Genomic DNA, 19266 nt, shown 5'->3' on the forward strand with positions numbered 1-19266 from the left:
GGCGTCACGGTACGGGGACCGACGGCGAATTTTGGGCGTTTTCGCAGCACAGCGGGGGATCGTCTGCTGGGATCGGGGGACGGACCGGCCGAGCGACGACAGGGAGCACGACGATGCGGTTCCTCATGATGCACCGGATGGACGAAAGCCTGCCCGAGGCCTGGAACCCCAGCCCGGAGTTCATCCAGAAAATGGGCGAGAAGATCGGGGACTGGACCGCCCGCGGCATCCTCATCACGGCCGAGGGCGTGCACCCGTCGGCCAAGGGCGCCCTGGTGCGCAAGACCGCCGCCGGCTCCATCGCCTCGACCGACGGCCCGTTCACCGAGGCCAAGGAGGTCATCGGCGGCTTCGCGCTGATCAACGCCGACAGCCGCGAGCAGGCCGTGGCCTACGCCGAGGAGTATGCCGCGCTCTTCACGGAGATCGAGGTCGAGGTGCGCCAGGTCGTCGAGTTCGAAGACTTTCAGTAGCCAACACCGTCAGTAGACAACACCGTCAGTAGACGACACCGTCAGCGCGCCGAACCGTCAGCAGAGCTGACGTTCAGGGGGCCGGTCGATCGCGGCCGGCCCTCAGGTCGCGGCGCGGATGCCCGTGACGATCAGCCGCAGCCCGTGCTCGAAGTGCTCGTCGGGATGGGGCGCCGGCACGAACTCGATGGCCGCCGCGAGGTTCGGGTACGGCTCGACGGCCGCGGCCAGCCGTTCGGCGCCCTCGTCGGTCAACGCCAGCTGGTGCTCGATCGTATGGGCCACAACGTGATACGTGACGGTGTCGGCGGTCCAGGCGGCGTCGCGATGCGACAGGCCGGCCTCCAATAGCGCCCCGATCATCGCGTCCCCGTAGGCCAGGGCGTTGGGCAGCGGGAAGAACACCGCCGAGTAGACGCGGGCCCCGTCGCGGCGGCTCAGCAGCGCCCGCCGAAGCCGTCGCGCGAGGTCGGCGACCCTCGTGTCCCACGGCCCGGTCACGCCTTCGGCGGCCCCGGTCAGCAGCTCGTCGGCCATGGCCTCCAACAGGGCCTGCTTGCTGCGGAAATGCCAGTACGTGGCCCCGTTCTGCACGCCGAGGGCGGTGGTCAGCCGCCGCATGGTCAGCTGGTCGAGCCCTACCTCGTCGAGCAGGTCGAGCGCGGCGGACAGCACCTGCTCGCGATTGAGCCGCACGGGCCTCTCCTCGGTGACGCGTTGACGACGGCCACCAGTATGCCGCAGACTTCAACGGCGTTGAAGTTCAACAGCGTTGAAGTTGCGAGGGGGCAGACATGCGTCGCGTCGTCTTTCGCCGCTACGGCGGACCCGAGGTGCTGGAAACGGACCACGCCGAGCGGCCGGAGCCGGACGAGGGGCAGGTGCTGGTCGAGGTGGACGCGATCGGCGTCAGCCTGCCGATCGTGCGCCTGAGCAGGGGGAACAGCGCCGAGCTGCCGCACGTCCCCGGCGGCGAGGTGGTCGGCCGCGTGGCGGCGATCGGCCCGAACGTCACCGGCTTCCGGCTGGGGCAACGCGTGGCGGGCCTGGCCTTCTCCGGCGCCTACGCCGAGTTCGCCATGGTCGCGGCGCCCTTCCTCGCCCTCGTCCCGGACGGTGTCGACGACGGGGCGGCGGTCTCGCTGGTGCGCGGCGGTCAGGTCGCCCTCGGCACCCTCCGTGCGGCGGCGATGCAGCCGGGCGAGAGCGTGTTGATCACTGCGGCGGCCGGGGCCGTCGGCCACCTCGCGATCCAGCTGGCCAACGCCTTCGGCGCGAGCCGGGTCGTAGCCGCGGTCAGCGACGAGAGCAAGGCCGACTTTCTGCGCGGCATCGGGGCGCACGAGGTCATCCGCTACGACCAGACCGCGTCCCGGCCGGTCGACGTCGTGCTCGACGGTGCCGGCGGCGAGGCCCAGAACGCGGCCCTGAACCAGCTTGCGCCGTTCGGTCGCCTCGTCTCGTTCAACGCGGCGGGGGAGAAGGTGGACGTCAACGAGCTCCGCTTCCACGGCCGCACCGTCATCGGGTTTGCCATGGCACACTTGGCTTCCCGTCGTCCGGAGGTCTACGTCCGACACCGCGGGGAACTGTGGGACCTATACGCGCGAGGTGCCCTGAAGCCGGCCGTCCACGCCATGCTGCCGCTCGAAGAAGCCGCCCAGGCACACCGGATCATGGAGGCACGGGCCAGCCTCGGCAAGATCGTGCTGACGCCCTAGATCGCCCTAAATCCCTTGGGCCAGCCGCTCGATCAGCGGCACGGCGAGGGCCAGCGCGGCCAACTCCTCCTCGGAGAAGCCGGAGCCGAGGGCGGCGGCCAGCTGCCGGGCGTGGGCGGCCCGCTTGCGGCGCAACATTTCCCGCCCCGACTCGCTGGCCGACATGATGATCCGGCGGCCGTCGTGCGGGTCGTTGCGGCGCTCGACCAGGCCACGCTGCTCCAGCCCTCCGAGCGTGGTGGCCATGGCCTGCGGGGTGATCTGCTCCGCCCGCGCCAGTTCGGCCGACGTCGACGGCCCGCCACGGTCCAAACGGGACAGTGCCGAGCGTTCCGGCAGGGTGAGCTCCCCGGGCGTCGCGGCCTGGCGGAGTCGGCGCGCGAGCAGGCTCACGCTGTCCTGCAACGCGGAAGCCAGATCGTCGACGTCCATGGGCGCGAGCCTAGCCTGCGGTGGCCGGCACCAGGCTGGCCACGGTCATTGCCGTGCGCACGAACGCGGCGACGGCCGGCGACCGCGCCTCGCGGGGCCAGGCCACGGCGATGGTGATCGGGTCGAGGTCGAGCACCGGCCGGTAGACGATGCCGGGCCGGGCATGGCGGCGGGTGACCGACAGCGGCGGGTACCAGACGATCTTGCCCAGCTCGACCAGGCCGAAGATCTGCGCCAGATCCAGCGGCCGGCCGCCGCTGACGTCGCTCGGCCCCGGCCGCCCGGCCAGGTCGGCCTGGCCCAGGGTTTCCTTGGCCACCAACGGATCCGTCGCGGCCAGGGCGACGAAGCAGGGCTCGGTCGTCAACGGCTCGAAGTCGATGTCCCGGTCGTCGAACGGGGCCGGGACGAGGGCGACGTCGGCCCGGCCGTCACGCAGGGCCGGGGCCTGCTCGCCGCGGCCGCCCATGTGCACCGACACCGGCACGGCGGCGTCTTCTTGTTCGTACAGAGCCAGGATCTGCGGCAGCAGTCCGCCGTCATAGTCGGCCTTGAGGGTCAGTCGAAGCCCGGGTTCGTCCCGGCCGGCGTGCTGGGCCCGCCGGCCGGCCGCCGCGACGGCGTCCAGCGCGGCCAGCCCGTCTCGCAGCAACACCTCGCCGGCCGGGGTGAGCGAGACCTGCCGGGTGGTGCGGATCAGCAGCTGCACGCCGAGCTGCCGCTCCAGGTCCCGGATCGCCCGGGACAGCGGCGGCTGCGCCATGCCCAGTCGCTCGGCGGCCCGCCCGAAGTGCAGCTCCTCGGCCACCGCGACGAAATACCGGAGCTGTCGGACCTCCAGGTCACTCATATCTCCAGGGTATCAATCGCAACCGGATCGGTCATTCCGTTTTTGCGGGGCCGGCGGTTGACTTCAGGACATGATCGTTGTGACCACCCCGACCGGAGCCATCGGCAGCAAGGTGCTCCGGAACCTGCTCGCCCACGACGCCAAGGTCCGCGTGATCGTGCGCGACCCGGCCCGCCTGCCCGAAGACGTCAGAGAACGAATCGAGGTCGTCACCGGCTCGCACGGCGACGCCGATGTCGTCAACACCGCCTTCGCCGGCGCGGACGCCGTGTTCTGGTTGGCGCCGCCGAACTTTCGGGCCGAGAGTCTCGACGCGGCCTACCGCGACTTCGCCCGCGCCGCCTGCGACGCCTTCACCAGCCAGGGCGTGCACCGCGTCGTCGGCGTCTCCGCCCTCGGCCGCGGCACGGCCGTCGCCGACCGGGCCGGCTTCGTCACGGCCGCGCTGGCCATGGACGACCTGATCGCCGGCACCGGCGTCAACTTCCGTGCCCTGGCGCTGCCCGGCTTCATGGACAACGTGCTGCGGGATCTCGCGGAGATCGTCGAGCACGGCGTCTACCGCACGCCGCTGCGCCCCGACCTGAGGCTGCCGCACTGTGCCACCAAGGACATCGCCGCCGCGGCCACCCGGCTGCTGCTCGACGACACCTGGACCGGCCAGGGCCACGTCGCCGTGCTCGGCCCCGAAGACATCTCCAGCAACGAGATGGCGGCGATCATGGGCGACGTGCTCGGCCGGACCGTCCACTGTGAACACACCGAGCCCGAGGCCTTCCTGGCCGGGCTGCGGGCCTCCGGTGCGACCGAGGCCGTCGTGCAGGGCTTCTACGACATGATGACAGCCAAGAACAACGGCCTGGACAGCGCCGAGCCTCGTACCCCGCAATCCTGCAGCCCCACCGGTTTCCGCCAGTGGTGCGAGGAGAACCTCAAGAGCTGACCGCCAGCCGGAGATCGACGGTCATGCCCTCGTCGACGTCCTCGGCCCGGCGCACCTTCGCCTTCAGCGGCACGAGATAGCGGCCGTCCTTGGGGAACATGGACGTCTGCCAGGTGGTGTCGCCGAGGGTGACGGTGCACGGCACGCAGCCCCAGCCGTACGAGACCGCCGCCGACACCTCGTGCAGCTCGCGGCACTGCTCCTCGGGCATCGTCACGAAGTAGAACGGCGACGGCCCGCGCCAGTGCCAGATCTCGCCGCTGAAGCGGAACTCCATCACGGGGCGTCCTCCCCGACCCGGCCGTCGATCGCCTCGCGGATCAGGTCGGCGTGGCCGGTGTGCCGGGCGTACTCCTCGATCATGTCGGTCAGCAACCGGCGCAGGCTGGGCGTGCCCCAGCCGGGGAACTCCTGCCCCTTGGCCCGGTCGAGGCCGCCGTCGGCCAGCGCCTCGGCGACCAGCCGCCGCGACCGCTCCACGGCCGCCCGCCAGTCCCGCCAGGTCTGCTCGACATCGCTGTCCGGGCCCCATTCCCAGTCGGATTCCCAGTCCGCGCGGGTGGGGCTCGGGCCGCCGTTCAGCTTCCACACGAACGTCGACGCCTCGCACCGGGTCAGGTGGCGCAGCAGCCCGCCAAGGGTGATCGAGGACTTGCCGACCTGGGTCGACATGGCGGCAGCGTCGAGGCCGGCGCACTTCCAGGCCAGCACCCGCCGATTGCGCTCCAGGGTGCGCACCAGCGTGGTCAGCTCGTCGCCGGCCACCGGCGGCTCGGCCTCGACGCCGTCGAACAGCACGTCTACGAAGGGCTCGGTCATGGCGACACAGTAGAACCAGTTCCGGACGATCCCCTTCCGGAATCGACACAGCCGGAATTGGCACGGTCGGAACTCGCCAGGGCGTCCAGATCGCGTTCGGCGTACAGCCGGTGCTCCCACTCCTCGTTCAGCACGGTCAGCAGGCACTCCCGCACCGGGAAGCTCTCCCCGGACGGCGGCCAGCCGACGCCGTCGACCGGCTCGGTGTCGCCGGCCAGGAACTCCTCGGTCAGGTCGTCGACCAGCTCCCGCACCGTGGCCATCCGGTCCCGCCGCAGCTCCAGCACCTCGTCCAGCGACGGCCGTGCCGCCCGGTCGCGGGGCACACCCGGGGTGTCGGGCATCTCGTCCCACGGCAGGGAAAGCTCGTGCCACGGCGCCGGCTGGCCGAGAATTCCCCGGTAGATCCAGCATTCGGTGGCGAACACCAGATGCCGCTGGGTCTCGGTGAACGACCACTCGCCGTCCACGGATTCGTGCAGCAGCGCGGGATCGAAGGTGCGGGCCCGCTGCACGGTGCCGTCCCACAGGCGTTCCACCACGTCCCACGCGGCGCGGAAGCCGGCCGGGTCGGTGGGCCGCATCTTCGCCCGGTCGGGGTGCCGGCGGTCCAGCTCGGCCTCGACCAGCGGGCCGATGTCGACCCCGTTCACGGTGACGTTGACCAACTCGCCGGTGATGTCCACGTTGCGCAGCTCCAGGCCGTGCAGGGTGGCGTCCTTGACCAGCGCCCCACGCATCGTCACGTCGGTCAGGTTGACGGAACGGAACTCGGCCCCGATGAACCGGACGCGCTCGAACCGGGAGCCGCTGAGATCCTCGCGGATGAACTCGGGCATGTCAGGACTGTAGGTGCCGGCTCAAGTCCCCGCGCAGGTGAATCGTGACCCGCCGTTCGGCGAATCGCCAGCGGCCGTCGACGCGCGCGAAGGCGTCCCGGTAGCGGCCGGCGGCGATGCACTGGAGCGGAAAGTCCGGCAGGGCCTGGAAAATCGTCACGTACGCGTGTGTGACGGCGGTGTCCCCGTCGACGTCGATGATCAGGTTGCTGGTGGCGTGCTGGGTGCCGGGCGTGCCGTCCTCGTAGCGGATGACGGTGTTCTCCAGCATCCCGGTGACGGCCTCGCGGCCGGTGAACTCGCCGACGCCGACGAAGGTGGCCTCGGCGAACAGCTCGCCGACGCCGGCGAAGTCGCCGGTGTCGACCAGGAGGGCGTAGCGGGCGATCAGGTTCTGGATCGCCACGTGATCGTCGGACATGGGTCCATCATCGCCGCCACCGGGCACTGCCGGCGCTCCGAAGCGTCAGGTTGGCGGGATGTGCGCGGCCCTGTGAGGTTTCGCCTACCACAGCCTAGGAAAGCGGTCGTGGCAACCGAGTTCTTGTTGGAGCACCATCGAACTAGTCAGACGGAGGAACCACCCGGAAAGCGAGAAGTTCGATGAGCACAGCACACAAGGTCGCGATTGTCACCGGCGCGTCCCAGGGCATCGGCGCCGGCTTGGTGGCCGCCTACCGCAAACTCGGCTACCGCGTGGTGGCCGTTTCCCGGTCCATCGAGGAATCCGGCGATCCGGAGGTGTTGGCCATCAGGGCCGACCTTTCCCGGCCGGGCGCCGGCGTCGAGGTGGTCCAGCAGACGCTGGCCACGTTCGGCGAATCGACACGCTGGTCAACAATGCCGGCATATTCGTGGCCAAGCCGTTCACCGAGTACACCGACGAGGACTACGACGCGGTCACCGGCATCAACCTGCGGGGATTCTTCGACGTCTCCCGCGGCGCGGTGGCGGCCATGGTGGAACAGGGCGGCGGGCACGTCGTGTCGATCTCGACCACGCTGGTCGACCACGCCCTCGCCCAGGTGCCCTCGGCGCTGGCCTCGCTGACCAAGGGCGGCCTCAACGCCGTGACCAGGTCCCTGGCCATCGAGTACGCGGCCCGCGGCGTGCGGGTCAACAGCGTGGCGCTGGGCATCATCCGCACGCCGATGCACGCGCCGGAGACGCACGACTTCCTGGCCGGCTTGCACCCCGTCGGTAGGCTGGGCGAGATCGACGAGGTGGTCGACGCCATTCTGTACCTGGAGAACAACCGGTTCGTCACCGGCGAGATCCTGCACGTCGACGGCGGCCAGAGCGCGGGGCACTGAGAATGAACGCCGAAGAGCAGATCCTGACCACGGTCCTGGACCGGTGGAAGAGCGCGGTCGACGCCCACGATCCCGAGCGGGTGGCCGTCAACTTCACCGAGGACGCTATTTTCCAGGGCCTGCATCCGTACACGGTCGGGCCCAAGGGAGTCGCCGAGTACTACGATTCCCAGCCGCTCGGAATGGTGGCCGAGTACGAGATCCAGGAAACGCGCCGGCTGGCCGAGAACCTGGTGCTGGGCTACCTGCACGTCGATTTCACCTTCACCGACCGGGACACCGTGAGCGTTCAGCTCAGCCTGGTGGTCGAGGGTGAGAAGATTCGGCACTACCAGGTGTCGCGGCTCTGAAGAAACGGCACCACCACATCGCGGAACTGGTTCGGGCACCGGCTGTGCACGCGGTGCCCGGCCGCGATGGCCACCAGTCGCCCGTTCGGCAGCCGGCGCGTCATCTCCGTGACGTGGTCGAGCCGGACGTGGCTGCCCGGGCCGCCGTGCACGAGCAGCGTCGGCGCCGCGACCGCCGGCAGCCGTGACCACCAGAACGGGTCCGGCGTGCGGAACTGCGTGACCACCGGCCGCACCATGGCCCGATCGAAGGCGCGCCACACGAGCAGTTCGGCCAGCGACGCCAACGATCTCGTCGGCGGTGGGCCCGGCTCGTGCGGCGGCGGGGGAGTGTCCTCCAGGACCAGCCGGCGCACCCGGCCCGGCTGCTCCAGCGCGATCATCGCCGCCACCCGCCCGCCCAGCGAATGGCCGACCAGGTCCACTTGTCTCAGGCCCAACTCGTCGAGCAGACCGACGATGTCGTCCCGGAAACCGGCCAGCGTGTAGTCCGCCGCGCGGGAACTCCGGCCGTGGCCCCGCAGATCCGGCACGATCACCCGGCGGTCGCCCAGGCCCGCCGCCAGCCGGCGCCAGGTCCTGCCGCTGCTGGCCATGGCGTGCAGCAGCACGACCGGCGGGCCGTCGCCGGAACCGGTGTCCCGGTAGGCGATCTCCACATCCCCGACCCGCACGGTGGGCAGGACGGAAGTGGGCACGGTCCAACCCTAGCCGTGACCGGTCCGTCGCGGTGCGTGGTCACTCGAACGCCGCGGAGGGGACGTCCGGACGCTCAATCCGGTCGGGCCGTAGCGCGGGGGCGATCAACGAGGTAGAACTAGCCAACCTCCCATCGTTAGACCGAACACGGGACCCGCCCGGGCCGCGAGAGAGCGCTCTCACCGGTCCGCCCGACGCTGGGAAGGGGGCTTTCCTCCACTCCGAGTGGAGGAAAGCCCCCTTCCCAGCGTTCGTCAGACCCCGAGACGACAGGACGACCTATGACCATGGCTCGAAGACTCGGCCGGGCGCTCGTGCTCGGCATCGCGCTGGTGGCGGCCCTGCCCGCCATAGCGACGGCGGCTCCGGCGCCGCAGTACCACCCCGGCGGCAGCGGCGGCCCCGACCTGGGCCCCAACGTCACCGTGTTCGACCCGTCGATGCCGGTGACGCAGATCCAGGCGGCGCTGGACGCGGCCAGCACGCAGCAGGTCGACAACGAGATGGGCACGCAGCGCGTCGCGTTCCTGTTCAAGCCCGGCACCTACGGCACCGCGACCCAGCCGCTGCAGATCAAGGTCGGCTACTACACCGAGATCGCCGGCCTCGGCGTGTCCCCGAACGACGTCGTGATCAACGGCAAGATCGAGACCTACAACCGGTGCCTGGAGGGCGGCGGCACCAGCAACTGCCTGGCGCTGGTGAACTTCTGGCGCACCGTGTCCAACCTCTCGCTCAACATCAACGCCACCGGCCAGGACGCCTGCCGCGCCACCGCCAACTTCTGGGCCGTGTCGCAGGCCGCTTCGGTGCGCCGGGTCAACGTCACCGGCGGCGGCCTGTCGCTGATGGACTACTGCACCGCCGGCCCGCAGTACGCCAGCGGCGGCTTCATCGCCGACTCCAAGCTGCCGTCGGTGACCAACGGCTCGCAGCAGCAGTGGCTGATCCGCAACAGCGAGGTCGCCGGCTGGTCCAACGGCGTGTGGAACCAGGTCTTCTCCGGTGTGGTCGGCGCGCCCGCCGAGACGGGCTTCCCCAACCCGCCGTACACGACTCTCGACACCACCCCGGCCAGCCGCGAGAAGTCGTACCTCTTCCTGGACTCGCACGGGAAGTACAACGTGCGGGTGCCGTCGGTGCAGCACAACAGCAAGGGCGTCACCTGGGCCAACGGCTTGACGCCCGGGCGCACCGTCCCGCTGTCCGACTTCTTCGTGGCCAAGCCGTCCGACCCGGTGTGGCTGATCAACGCGGAACTGGCGCTGGGCAGGAACCTTCTGCTCACGCCGGGCGTGTACAACGTGGCGCAGAGCATCCACGTGTTCCGGCCAGATACCGTGATCCTCGGGCTCGGGCACGCCACGCTCACCGCCGACCACGGCGCGATTCCGTTGGACATCGCCAACGTGCCCGGCGTGATCGTGGCCGGCGTGACCTTCGACGCCGGCGCCCAGAAGTCCCCGGTGCTGCTGCGGGTCGGCCGTGAGCACGGCATCGGCTTCAGCTCGGCCGGCGACCCCACGACACTGTCCGATGTGTACTTCCGCGTCGGCGGCCCGCACGTGGGCAGCGCCGACACCGCGCTGGAGGTCAACAGCGACAACGTGATCATCGACAACACCTGGGTGTGGCGGGCCGACCACGGCGTGGAGAACCTGACCGACACCCAGCGCTGGAACACCAACATCGGCCGGGTCGGCGCGGTCATCAACGGCGACCACGTCACCGCCACCGGCATGTTCGTCGAGCACTTCCAGACGTACAACACGGTCTGGAACGGCAACGACGGCACCACCATCATGTACCAGAACGAGCTGCCCTACGACCCGCCGACGCAGGCCGACTGGATGAACGGCAAGGTGTTGGGCTACGGCGGCTACAAGGTCGGCGACAAGGTGAAGACCCACCACCTGTACGGGGCCGGGGTCTACGTGTTCAACCAGAACAACACGACCATCCACACCGCCAACGGTTTCGAGGCCCCGAACCGGCCCGGCGTGCAGCTGCACCACATCATGACCGTCAACCTCAGCGCCGGCACCATCGACCACGTGGTCAACGGCGTCGGCGGCCCGGCCGACACGACCAAGGTCGGCCAGCCGGTGTTCGTCACCGACTACCCGTGATGCTGATCGCGCGGGGGAAGCGTGCCTTCCCCCGCGCGATCCCGGTGTGCCACCAGCACTCTGGTGACATGGCCGTCCTCATTGGACACGTCGCGGTCGTGCACGAAGCCGATCTTGCCCAGGGTGTGCAGCGAGGCCGCGTTGTCCTCGTGCACAGTGGCGTAGACCCGGTCGAGTCCGAGCGTGCCGAAGCCGTAGGCCACGATGGCGGCGGCCAGCTCGGTGCCGAGGCCACGGCCCCAGGCCGACTCGGCCAGGACGTAGACCAGCTCGTGGCCCTCGATCGTCTTGCTGGGCTTGATCTCGGCGTGCCCGATGTGCCGGCCGTCCTCGCGCACCGCCCAGACGTCGAAGCGGTTCTCCTCGTAGACCGGGAACACGCGGAGGAACAGCGACCGGGCGTCCTGTTCGGACAGTGCGCCGTCGCCGACGTAGCGGTTGACGGCCTCGTCGCCCACCAGCACCACGAAGGTCTCTTCGTCGCCGTGGTCGTAGGGCTCCAGCAGCAGGCGTTCGGTGCGGATGGTCGGCGTCACGGCCGGAGGCTAGCCCGGGCGTGCCGATCCCTCCATGCGAAATAACTGTATGCTTGACAGGTATGTCGTCGAGAGGTGGTGCGCCGTGTGGCCGGCGAACGGGCGGTACGGGATGGACGTCGCCCCGGCAGGCCTCGGCTTCGTGCACGACCTGCTGAACACGCTCCCGGCCGGCAAGCCGCGAGTGGATCTGTTGGCCTCGCTGGACGACGCTCAGCCCTGGCTCGACGGCGCGCTCGCGGCGTGGGCCGGGGAGACCGGCCGTGAGCGGCCTGAGGTGTCGCTGACGGAGCGTGACCTCGATCAGGTCCGCGGTTTGCGCGAGGAGATCAAGACCCTGCTGACCGGTGGGGAGCCCGCGCATGAGCTGTCGTCGGCGACGCTGCGGCTGGGGTCCGACGGCCGGGTGGCCGTCGAGCCGCGGGGGACCGGGGCGCGGCTGGTGGCGTCGGTGGTGCTGATCGAGATGCTCGCCGCGCAGCAGGCCGACACCTGGCGGCGGCTCAAGGTCTGCCGCAATCCCCGCTGCCAGGTCGCATTCTTCGATCGCTCTCGTAACAACAGCGGGGTCTGGCACGCCACCAAGACCTGCGGCAACGTGGAGAATCTCCGCGCGCATCGGGCCCGGGCCAAGTCGACCGCGTGACCGGATCCGCAGGGTTTCGCTTCCCCGGCCCGGCAGGCCGGTGACCTGCCCCGCGAGCCGCATTCATGAGTCTGACGAAAATGTCCGGCCGCCGTCCTCGTCGGCCGCCCGGCCGGACACCTGGAAAACACCCCCGAGCGGCCGCGTCCCGCTCTTTGACAATGGCCGGACCCGGGAATGCGCTTTGTGACGCCGAACGGGTGATCAACTAGGCGTTGTCCCAGTCCGCGGGCGGTCCGGTAATTGGCGCTGGCCGCCCTGTTCGCCCTGGGCTAGACTGACGCCCGATTCGGAGAAAAGCGTTTCTGCCCGGGGGAAACGAGCCGGGGAGGGTGACCCGCTGGGGGTGAGTCACCCTCCCCTTCCGATAGTGGCGCATTCAACCTCTTGTCGTGCACACGCTGTGACGAAAAGCCGGAAACCCCGTTCCGGATGTGTCGCTCGCGGGCCATTTCCTCGCCGGTCGTGGGAATGTCGATCAGTCGCGGAGCGCTGCCAGGGCTGCGTGGAACAGTTCGCCCAGCGGCTCCGCGCAGTCGTGCCGGATCCATTCCTCGCCGGCGACCATGTCCGCACGGCTTGCTCGCCGCCGCCGGCGAAGCGCGGATCGTGTCGGTCAGCTCCGCGCTGCACCTGGCGTCGCCGATCGTCTTCGACGACATCCACTACCGCTGCAACGAGGCCGAGGTGGTGCACGACAGCGACGGCTGGATGGTCGGCGTCGCCCCGTGGGCGCTGGACGAGGGGCATGCCGAGAGGTTGTGGGAGGTCACCGAGGAGATGCTTGCTCGCGCCAGCCCCGGGTGAGGACCACGCCGGCCTTCTCGGTGATGGCCTGGTCGAGGTCGATGCCGAGCTCCTCGGCGGCCACGAAGGCCGTGATGACCACGTCGGCCAGCTCGGCCCGCAGCTCCTCGGCCGTGCCGGTGCGGCGGGCCTGCCCGGACCAGCGACGGTAGGCCCCGACGAACTCGCCGCACTCCTCGGCCACCGCCAGCACCTGCCGGTTGGCCGCCCCTTCGGCGGGGAAACCGTTGGCCCGCAGGTTGTCGGAGATGACGCGCGCCAGGTCGCGCAGGTTCCCGGTGTTGATGTCCACGGGCGCATCCTGCCGGCCCCGGGGCTCAGCCCCGGCATGGGGTGTGCCACCGTCCCAATCCCACGGGTCCAGGGCGAAGCCTCAGCGTGAGGGTGTGCCACCGTCCCACCCTTATGGGGTCCGGGGCGAAGCCCCGACGTGGGGGCCGTGCCCCCACAGGGCGCTTCGAGCGACCCGGTCCGCGTTCTCCGTGGTCGGGTGTCCGTTGGGGGGTGGTTTGGCGCCGTGGGGTGTTTCAGCTGCTGAGGTCCTCAGCGCATTCTGATGGGGTCCGGGGCGAAGCCCCGGCGTGGGGGTGTGGGGGCCGTGCCCCCACAAGGCGCTTCGAGCGACTAGGTCCGCGCTTTCCGCGGACAAGCGTCCGCTGAGCGAGAGCGAGAGGGTGAGCTGTGACTTCCCCTCACGGCTCACCCTCTCGACAGTCACTCTACCACGGGATCGAACGTGTGTTCGACCGGTGGTGGCTCATGTCACGCGATAGGGTCGTCCCGAAGGGGGACAACCATGATCGTGAACGTCAACGGTGTGGAGATCGACGCGGACACCTTCGGCCAACCGGGTCGGCCGACGGTGCTGCTGCTGTCGGGCTCCGGCGGCTCGAAGGACTTCTGGCGGCCGGAGTTCTGTCAGAAGCTGGCCGAGGCGGCGGGCTTCGTCATCCGCTACGACATGCGGGACACCGGCCAGTCCACCACCTACCCGGTGGGCGAGCCCGGCTACACCATGCTCGACCTGGCCGCCGACCCGATCGCGCTGCTCGACCACTTCGGCGTGCGGCGCGCGCACTTCGTCGGCATCTCGATGGGCGGCGCGGTCGCCCAGCTGATCGGCATCAATCACGCCGACCGGGTCGCCTCGCTCACCCTGCTGTCCACCAGCGGCGGTGGCGCCGATCTACCCGGCCCGACCGAGGCGCTGCGGGCCTTCTTCGCCGCCGAGCAGCCGTCCGATCCGGTCGAGGCGGCGGTCGCGGCCGGGCGGGCCTACGCCGCGCGGTCCGTGCCGTTCGACGAGGCCGCCACCCGCAAACTCGTCACCGACGAGTACGCGCGGACCAAGAACATCGAGGCCCTGAGCAACGCGCACGCGACCAAGAGCATCGATTCCTGGACCGGCCGGCTGGGCGAGATCACCGCGCCGACGCTGGTCATCCACGGCGACGAGGACCCGCTGTTCCCGATCGAGCACGGCCGGGCGCTGGCCGACGCGATTCCCGGCGCCGAGCTGCTGACGCTCAAGCAGGTCGGCCACGAGCTGCCGCCCCGGGCCTGGGACAGGGTGATCACGGCCGTCGCCGAGATGGCCACCGACGACTGGGACCTGCGCGGCGATCGCCTTGCCGCGCAAGCGATCGCCGTCGGCCAGCCGACGTCCTGGTTCGACCGCCTGTACGCCGAGGGCGTGCGCGGCGAGGTCCTGATGCCTTGGAACCGGCAGCACCCGCACCCGATGCTGGCCGAGTACCTCGAAGGCCGCACGGGCCAGGGCAAGCGCGGCCTGGTCGTCGGCTGCGGGCTCGGCGCGGACGCCGGGTTCCTGGCCGGCAAGGGCTTTGCCACCACGGCGTTCGACGTCTCCGAGACGGCGATCGAGGTGGCCCACGAACGGCACCCGGGCGTCGACTTCCAGGTCGCCGACCTGTTCGACCTGCCGAAGGAATGGTTGCGGGCCTTCGACTTCATCGTCGAGATCTTCACCGTGCAGGCGCTGCCGGAGTCGATCCGGGCCGAGGCCACCGCCGCCGTCGGCACCCTGTTGGCGCCCGGCGGCACGTTGTTCGTGGTCGCGATGTCCCGTGAGGAGGGCACCATCCCCGATGGCCCGCCCTGGCCGCTGACCCGAAGCCAGTTCGACGGCTTCGCGGTCGACGGCGTCACGCCGGTGTCCGTGGAGGAGCGGGACAACCGCTGGATCGGGGTGTTCACGCGATGAGCCTGTCCAGCCGGGGCCTGACCCGCCTGTACGACACCCTGTGCAAGCACGTCGACAGCGGGGCCTGCCCCGGTCTGGTCAGCGTGATCCACCGTCGCGGCGAGACGCACGTCGACGTGATCGGGGATGTCCGGCGGGACACCCTGTTCCGCATCAGCTCCATGACCAAGCCGATCACCGCCGCGCTGGCCATGGCACTGGTGGAGCAGGGCCGGCTGCGGCTGGACGACCCCGTCGACGAGCTGCTGCCCGAGCTGGCCGACCGCCGGGTCCTCACGTCCCTCGACGCCCCGCTCGACGACACCGTGCCGGCCAACCGTCCCATCACGTTGCGGGACCTGTTGACCTTCCGCCTCGGTTGGGGCGGCATCTTCGCCCCGCCCGGCACCTATCCCGTGCAGGCCGCCGCCGCGGCGCTGAACCTCGGGCTCGGCGACGGCCCGCCGCAGCCGGCCGGTCCGCCCGAGCCGGACGAGTGGATGCGCCGCTTCGGCACGCTGCCGCTGCTCGCCCAGCCGGGGGAGCGGTGGATGTACCACGTCGGCGCCGAGGTGCTGGGCGTGCTGCTGGCCCGGGCCACCGGCACGACGCTCGGCGAGGCCATGCGGGAGCACCTGTTCGAGTCCCTCGGCATGATCGACACCGGCTTCCACGTGCCGGCCGACAAGATCGGGCGTCTCACCGCCGGCTACTCCGACGGCCAGGTCTTCGACGCCGTCGGCGGGCAGTGGAGCAGGCCGCCCGCCTTCGAGGCCGGCGGCGGCGGTCTGGTCTCCACCGCCGACGACTACCTGGCCTTCGCGACCATGTTGCTGGGCAACGGAAAGGGCATCCTGTCCCGACCGTCGGTCGCCCTGATGACCACCGACCACCTCACGCCCGCCCAGCACGCCTCCGACGGCTTCTGGCCCGGCTTCTTCGGCGAGCACCGGGGCTGGGGCTTCGGCGTGCAGGTCGTCACCAAGCGCGATCAGCTGTGGGCCACCCCCGGCCGTTACGGCTGGGACGGCGGTCTCGGCACGTCATGGCACAACGACCCGGCCGAGGAGCTCACGGCCGTGCTCATGACCCAGCAGGCCGCGTTCCCGCTGACTTCCCCGCTGTACCTGGACTTCTGGAACGGCGTCTACTCGGCGCTGGACGACTGATAGCCCTTCTCCTGCAACACCCAGGTGTTGCCGTCCGGGTCGGCGAAGTCCGCGAAGGAGTTGTAGTCGGCGTGGTCGGGGTCCGCGCCCGGCTGCCAGCCGTCCTTCATGTGCCGGACCTCGCTGACCTCCAACCCCTTGGCCGCCAACGACTCCCTGACCGCCGCGATGTCGTCGACCACGAGGTGCAGCCCCTTCACCGTGCCCGGCTCCGCGTCCGTGATGCCCACGCCGAACGAGATGGAGCACGCCGACCCCGGCGGATCCATCTGCACCACCCGGAAGCTCTCCCCGGCCCGGTGGTCGACATGCACGGCGAACCCGCACTTGTCGGCATAGAACGCCTTGGCCCGGTCCACATCAGCCACGGGCAGCAGCACCAACTCCAGCTTCAGCTCCACCAGGCCACCTTCTCACACCTCCCGCGCCTCAGCCCCCGCCCGACCCGGTGCCACCCCTTTATGCAGGGAAGGACGCCTTACCCTCGTTGAACGCAGGGAAGGACGCCTTACCTGCATGGCGGCATGCAGGTAAGGCGTCCTTCCCTGCATGACGGGGGAGGGGGCGGGTCAGTCCACCGGCGGGAAGACGCGATCGAGGTTGTAGTCCAACGTCGCCAGGACTTCCTCCGCCGTGACCGTGCCGACCAGCACGTCGGGGCCCATGCCGTTGGCCACGGCCATCAACGTCGCGACCTCACGCTCGGGATGCAGCCACGTCGGCGACGTGCCGGCGGCCTGGGAATCGCGGATCAAGGCGGCGAAGAAGGCGGCCAGCTCGTCGGTGCCGTCGCCGCGGAAGGCCTCGCTCAGGGCGGGATCGTTCAAGGCCCGCACGAAAAAGGCGATGAACACCAGCGACACCATGCGACTGCGCTCGTCGACAGGCACGAGCTCGACGAGGGTGGCCCGGATGATCTCACGGGGCGTGGGCTCGCGGCCGAGGTCGAGGCGGGCCCGGACCTGCTGCTCCAGGACCTCGTTGAGGTGCTTCAAGGCGTAGAGCAGCATCCCGTGCTTGGTCTCGAAGTAGTACTGCACGAGCCGCATGGACACGCCGGCCTCGGCGGCGACCTGGCGCAGGCTCACCGACTCCAGCCCGCTGACGCCGGCCAGCCGCCAGACGGCGGCGGCGATCTCGCGTCGCCGCTGCTCGTGGTCGACCAGTTTGGGCACCGAGGCTCCTCACGATCTGTTATGGTGCGATCGCATCATAAAACATCCGGGGGGTAGTGATGAGCAAGCGGACCTGCGAGATCCTGCAGATGGTGGCGGCCTTCGCCGGGATACACAGCGGCATCCTGCCGTTCGTGTTCAAGCTGATCGGCCGCGGCGCGTCGGGCCTGGCCCTGCCGCTCTACCTGCCGGACCCGGCCGCGCTGATCGTGGCCGGGTCCGTGCTGGCGGCATCCGTCGCGGCGCTGTGGCTGCTGGAGAACGCCAAGGGCCGCGCCATGAGCTAGGCCACGGAGGGCTGCTCGCGGAACTGCGTGTTGTGCAACTCTGCGTAACGGCCATCGGCCGCCATCAACGAGGTGTGCGTGCCCCGCTCCACCACGCGGCCGTCCTCGATCACGAGGATCTGGTCGGCGGCGCGGATGGTGGACAGCCGGTGCGCGATGACCAGCGCGGTCCGGCCCTGCAACGCCTCGGTGAGGGCGGCCTGCACCGCGACCTCCGACTCGGAGTCCAGGTGCGCGGTCGCCTCGTCGAGGATCACCACGCGGGGCCGGGCCAGCAGCAGCCGGGCAATGGTCAGCCGCTGCCGCTCACCGCCGGACAGCCGGTAGCCGCGCTCCCCGACCACGGTCTCCAGGCCGTCGGGCAAGTTCCGGATCAGGTCCCCGAGGCGGGCCCGCTCGATGGAGTCCCACAGCTCCTCGTCGGTGGCGTCCGGCCGCGCGTACCGCAGGTTGGCGTCGATGGTGTCGTGGAACAGATGCCCGTCCTGCGTCACCACACCGACCGCGCCCCGGACGTCGTCGAACGACAGCTGGCGGACGTCCACATCGGACAGACGAACCGAGCCCGACACCGTGTCGTACAGACGCGGCACCAGCGACGCGATGGTCGACTTGCCGGCGCCCGAAGACCCGACCAACGCCACCAGCTGCCCGGCCTCGGCCCGGAAGCTGATGCCGTGCAACACTTCCTGCCCGCCCCGGGTGTCCAGATTGGCCACCGCCTCCAGCGAGGCCAGCGAGACCTGGTCCGCCGCCGGGTAGCCGAACCGCACGTCGTCGAACTCGACCGACACCGCCCCCGCCGGCAGCGGAGTGGTGCGCTCGGCCTCCACGATCATCGGACGCACGTCCAACACCTCGAAGACCCGCTCGAACGACACCAGGGCGGTCATGATGTCCACCCGGGCGTTGGCCAGCGCGGCCAGCGGCGTGTAGAGGCGGGTCAGCAGCAACGCCAACGACACCACGGTGCCGGCGGCCAGCTGACCGCTCAGCGCCAGCCAGCCACCGACGCCGTACACCACGGCCTGGGCCACGGTCGGCAGCAGCGCCATGCCGGTGAGGAACCAGCGCGTGGCCATCGCCGTCTTCACGCCGATGTCCCGCACCCGCTCGGCCTTGTCGCCGAACTCCGCCGCCTCCGCGCCGGGCCGTCCGAACAGCTTCACCAGCGTCGCGCCGGGCGCGGAGAACCGTTCGGTCATCTGGTTGGTCATGGACGCGTTCAGCCCGGCCGCCTCCCGCTCCAGCCCGGCCATCCGGGTGCCCATCCGCCGCGCCGGCAACAGGAACGCCGGCAGCAGCACCAGCGCCAGCAGCGTGACCTGCCACGACAGCGACAGCATCACGGCCAGCGTCAGCACCAGCTGGATCACGTTGGTGACCAGGCCCGACAGCGAGGACGTGAAGGCCCGCTGGGCGCCGATCACGTCGTTGTTCAGGCGGCTGACCAGGGCGCCGGTCCGTGTGCGGGTGAAGAAGGCGACCGGCATGCGCTGCACGTGCTCGAACACCGTGCGGCGCAGGTCGTAGATCAGGCCCTCGCCGATCCGCGACGACTGCCAGCGCTCGACCAGGCTCGTGGCCGCGCCGATCACCGCCACCAGCGCGATCAGCGCCGCCAGCCCGATCACCACGCCCAGCGCGGTCTTGTTGATGATGCCGTCCACCACCCGGCCGGCCAGCACCGGCGTGCTGACCGCGAGGAAGGCGTCCACCACCGTCAAACCGAGGAACCACGCCAGCTTGCCCCAGTGCGGGCGGGCGAACTCCAGCACCCGCCGCAGGGTCCCGCGGCGCACCTGCTTGGGCGTGTCCGCCCTGGCCATCGCGCCGCGCATCAACATCCAGGAATCCATGATCCCCCCGACCTCG

At 70.3% G+C, this 19266-nt stretch carries 23 protein-coding genes and 1 pseudogene; 11 read left to right on the plus strand and 13 right to left on the minus strand.

All coding sequences use genetic code 11. From position 1 onward, the window contains the following. The first annotated feature begins 113 nt into the window (after nucleotides 1-113). Nucleotides 114-473: a YciI family protein gene (locus AB0M73_RS38160; RefSeq protein ID WP_363901829.1), complete on the plus strand. Its 360-nt coding sequence runs from the start codon at nucleotides 114-116 to the stop codon at nucleotides 471-473. Nucleotides 474-575: 102 nt separating this feature from the next. On the opposite strand, the gene AB0M73_RS38165 is transcribed toward AB0M73_RS38160, so the two are convergent. Then, the gene (locus AB0M73_RS38165) at nucleotides 576-1169 is read right to left on the minus strand and encodes a TetR/AcrR family transcriptional regulator C-terminal domain-containing protein (RefSeq protein ID WP_363901832.1); all 594 of its coding nucleotides are present in this window, start codon (nucleotides 1167-1169) and stop codon (nucleotides 576-578) included. Nucleotides 1170-1267: 98 nt separating this feature from the next. On the opposite strand from AB0M73_RS38165, the gene AB0M73_RS38170 reads away from it, so the two are divergent. Next, complete coding sequence (locus tag AB0M73_RS38170; RefSeq protein WP_363901835.1) at nucleotides 1268-2194, plus strand: zinc-binding dehydrogenase; 927 nt, start codon at nucleotides 1268-1270, stop codon at nucleotides 2192-2194. 6 nt (nucleotides 2195-2200) lie between these two features. On the opposite strand, the gene AB0M73_RS38175 is transcribed toward AB0M73_RS38170, so the two are convergent. Both AB0M73_RS38175 and AB0M73_RS38180 read right to left on the minus strand, forming a co-directional pair. After that, a complete protein-coding gene (locus AB0M73_RS38175; RefSeq protein ID WP_363901837.1) occupies nucleotides 2201-2626 on the minus strand; it encodes a MarR family transcriptional regulator in 426 nt (141 codons plus the stop codon). Nucleotides 2627-2636: 10 nt separating this feature from the next. Then, nucleotides 2637-3476 carry a LysR family transcriptional regulator gene (locus AB0M73_RS38180; protein ID WP_363901839.1) on the minus strand — a complete coding sequence of 280 codons (840 nt, stop codon included), beginning with the start codon at nucleotides 3474-3476 and terminating at the stop codon, nucleotides 2637-2639. A gap of 70 nt (nucleotides 3477-3546) precedes the next feature. Between AB0M73_RS38180 and AB0M73_RS38185 the strand changes: the two genes are divergently transcribed. Continuing rightward, a complete protein-coding gene (locus AB0M73_RS38185; RefSeq protein ID WP_363901842.1) occupies nucleotides 3547-4419 on the plus strand; it encodes an NAD(P)H-binding protein in 873 nt (290 codons plus the stop codon). On the opposite strand, the gene AB0M73_RS38190 is transcribed toward AB0M73_RS38185, so the two are convergent. Genes AB0M73_RS38190 through AB0M73_RS38205 form a run of 4 tightly spaced genes read right to left on the minus strand, consistent with a single transcriptional unit; the run spans nucleotide 4409 to nucleotide 6498 of the window. After that, nucleotides 4409-4696 carry a DUF1905 domain-containing protein gene (locus tag AB0M73_RS38190; RefSeq protein ID WP_363901925.1) on the minus strand — a complete coding sequence of 96 codons (288 nt, stop codon included), beginning with the start codon at nucleotides 4694-4696 and terminating at the stop codon, nucleotides 4409-4411. The genes AB0M73_RS38185 and AB0M73_RS38190 overlap by 11 nt on opposite strands. Beyond that, complete coding sequence (locus AB0M73_RS38195; protein ID WP_363901845.1) at nucleotides 4696-5238, minus strand: DUF664 domain-containing protein; 543 nt, start codon at nucleotides 5236-5238, stop codon at nucleotides 4696-4698. Before AB0M73_RS38195 ends, AB0M73_RS38190 begins: the two co-directional genes overlap by 1 nt. Beyond that, nucleotides 5235-6077: a DinB family protein gene (locus AB0M73_RS38200; RefSeq protein ID WP_363901848.1), complete on the minus strand. Its 843-nt coding sequence runs from the start codon at nucleotides 6075-6077 to the stop codon at nucleotides 5235-5237. Before AB0M73_RS38200 ends, AB0M73_RS38195 begins: the two co-directional genes overlap by 4 nt. 1 nt (nucleotide 6078) lies before the next feature. Then, nucleotides 6079-6498 carry a nuclear transport factor 2 family protein gene (locus AB0M73_RS38205; protein WP_363901851.1) on the minus strand — a complete coding sequence of 140 codons (420 nt, stop codon included), beginning with the start codon at nucleotides 6496-6498 and terminating at the stop codon, nucleotides 6079-6081. Nucleotides 6499-6680: 182 nt separating this feature from the next. Between AB0M73_RS38205 and AB0M73_RS38210 the strand changes: the two are divergent. Then, nucleotides 6681-7390 (plus strand): annotated as a pseudogene (locus AB0M73_RS38210) (SDR family oxidoreductase). Nucleotides 7391-7392: 2 nt separating this feature from the next. Continuing rightward, nucleotides 7393-7740 (plus strand): hypothetical protein, encoded by a 348-nt coding sequence (locus tag AB0M73_RS38215; protein WP_363901854.1) that lies wholly within the window; start codon nucleotides 7393-7395, stop codon nucleotides 7738-7740. Here AB0M73_RS38215 and AB0M73_RS38220 read toward each other — a convergent pair. Then, nucleotides 7719-8438, minus strand: coding sequence for an alpha/beta fold hydrolase (locus tag AB0M73_RS38220; RefSeq protein ID WP_363901857.1), 720 nt, complete (start codon nucleotides 8436-8438; stop codon nucleotides 7719-7721). The two genes, AB0M73_RS38215 and AB0M73_RS38220, sit on opposite strands and share 22 nt — an antisense overlap. A gap of 288 nt (nucleotides 8439-8726) precedes the next feature. Between AB0M73_RS38220 and AB0M73_RS38225 the strand changes: the two genes are divergently transcribed. Beyond that, complete coding sequence (locus tag AB0M73_RS38225; RefSeq protein ID WP_363901861.1) at nucleotides 8727-10568, plus strand: hypothetical protein; 1842 nt, start codon at nucleotides 8727-8729, stop codon at nucleotides 10566-10568. Here the strand turns inward: AB0M73_RS38225 and AB0M73_RS38230 are convergent. Further along, a complete protein-coding gene (locus AB0M73_RS38230; protein ID WP_363901864.1) occupies nucleotides 10559-11104 on the minus strand; it encodes a GNAT family N-acetyltransferase in 546 nt (181 codons plus the stop codon). The genes AB0M73_RS38225 and AB0M73_RS38230 overlap by 10 nt on opposite strands. 85 nt (nucleotides 11105-11189) lie before the next feature. Here AB0M73_RS38230 and AB0M73_RS38235 point away from each other — a divergent pair, with 85 nt between their 5' ends. Further along, nucleotides 11190-11750, plus strand: a complete 561-nt coding sequence (locus AB0M73_RS38235) for a CGNR zinc finger domain-containing protein (protein ID WP_363901867.1) — start codon at nucleotides 11190-11192, stop codon at nucleotides 11748-11750. 609 nt (nucleotides 11751-12359) lie between these two features. Continuing rightward, nucleotides 12360-12557, plus strand: coding sequence for a hypothetical protein (locus AB0M73_RS38240; RefSeq protein ID WP_363901870.1), 198 nt, complete (start codon nucleotides 12360-12362; stop codon nucleotides 12555-12557). On the opposite strand, the gene AB0M73_RS38245 is transcribed toward AB0M73_RS38240, so the two are convergent. Further along, nucleotides 12520-12849 carry a MazG nucleotide pyrophosphohydrolase domain-containing protein gene (locus tag AB0M73_RS38245; protein WP_363901873.1) on the minus strand — a complete coding sequence of 110 codons (330 nt, stop codon included), beginning with the start codon at nucleotides 12847-12849 and terminating at the stop codon, nucleotides 12520-12522. The two genes, AB0M73_RS38240 and AB0M73_RS38245, sit on opposite strands and share 38 nt — an antisense overlap. Nucleotides 12850-13353: 504 nt before the next feature. On the opposite strand from AB0M73_RS38245, the gene AB0M73_RS38250 reads away from it, so the two are divergent. Both AB0M73_RS38250 and AB0M73_RS38255 read left to right on the plus strand, forming a co-directional pair. Next, nucleotides 13354-14781, plus strand: a complete 1428-nt coding sequence (locus AB0M73_RS38250) for an alpha/beta fold hydrolase (protein WP_363901875.1) — start codon at nucleotides 13354-13356, stop codon at nucleotides 14779-14781. Then, the gene (locus AB0M73_RS38255; RefSeq protein WP_363901878.1) at nucleotides 14778-15929 is read left to right on the plus strand and encodes a serine hydrolase domain-containing protein; all 1152 of its coding nucleotides are present in this window, start codon (nucleotides 14778-14780) and stop codon (nucleotides 15927-15929) included. Before AB0M73_RS38250 ends, AB0M73_RS38255 begins: the two co-directional genes overlap by 4 nt. Here AB0M73_RS38255 and AB0M73_RS38260 read toward each other — a convergent pair. Then, nucleotides 15908-16330 carry a VOC family protein gene (locus AB0M73_RS38260; RefSeq protein WP_363901881.1) on the minus strand — a complete coding sequence of 141 codons (423 nt, stop codon included), beginning with the start codon at nucleotides 16328-16330 and terminating at the stop codon, nucleotides 15908-15910. The two genes, AB0M73_RS38255 and AB0M73_RS38260, sit on opposite strands and share 22 nt — an antisense overlap. A gap of 168 nt (nucleotides 16331-16498) precedes the next feature. Beyond that, complete coding sequence (locus AB0M73_RS38265) at nucleotides 16499-17104, minus strand: TetR/AcrR family transcriptional regulator (RefSeq protein ID WP_363901883.1); 606 nt, start codon at nucleotides 17102-17104, stop codon at nucleotides 16499-16501. Between the two features lie 59 nt (nucleotides 17105-17163). Between AB0M73_RS38265 and AB0M73_RS38270 the strand changes: the two genes are divergently transcribed. Continuing rightward, a complete protein-coding gene (locus AB0M73_RS38270; RefSeq protein ID WP_363901886.1) occupies nucleotides 17164-17391 on the plus strand; it encodes a hypothetical protein in 228 nt (75 codons plus the stop codon). On the opposite strand, the gene AB0M73_RS38275 is transcribed toward AB0M73_RS38270, so the two are convergent. Beyond that, nucleotides 17388-19250, minus strand: a complete 1863-nt coding sequence (locus AB0M73_RS38275; protein WP_363901889.1) for an ABC transporter ATP-binding protein — start codon at nucleotides 19248-19250, stop codon at nucleotides 17388-17390. The two genes, AB0M73_RS38270 and AB0M73_RS38275, sit on opposite strands and share 4 nt — an antisense overlap. Nucleotides 19251-19266: the final 16 nt, after the last annotated feature.

Source organism: Kutzneria sp. NPDC051319, from assembly GCF_040682195.1.
Classification (GTDB): domain Bacteria; phylum Actinomycetota; class Actinomycetes; order Mycobacteriales; family Pseudonocardiaceae; genus Kutzneria.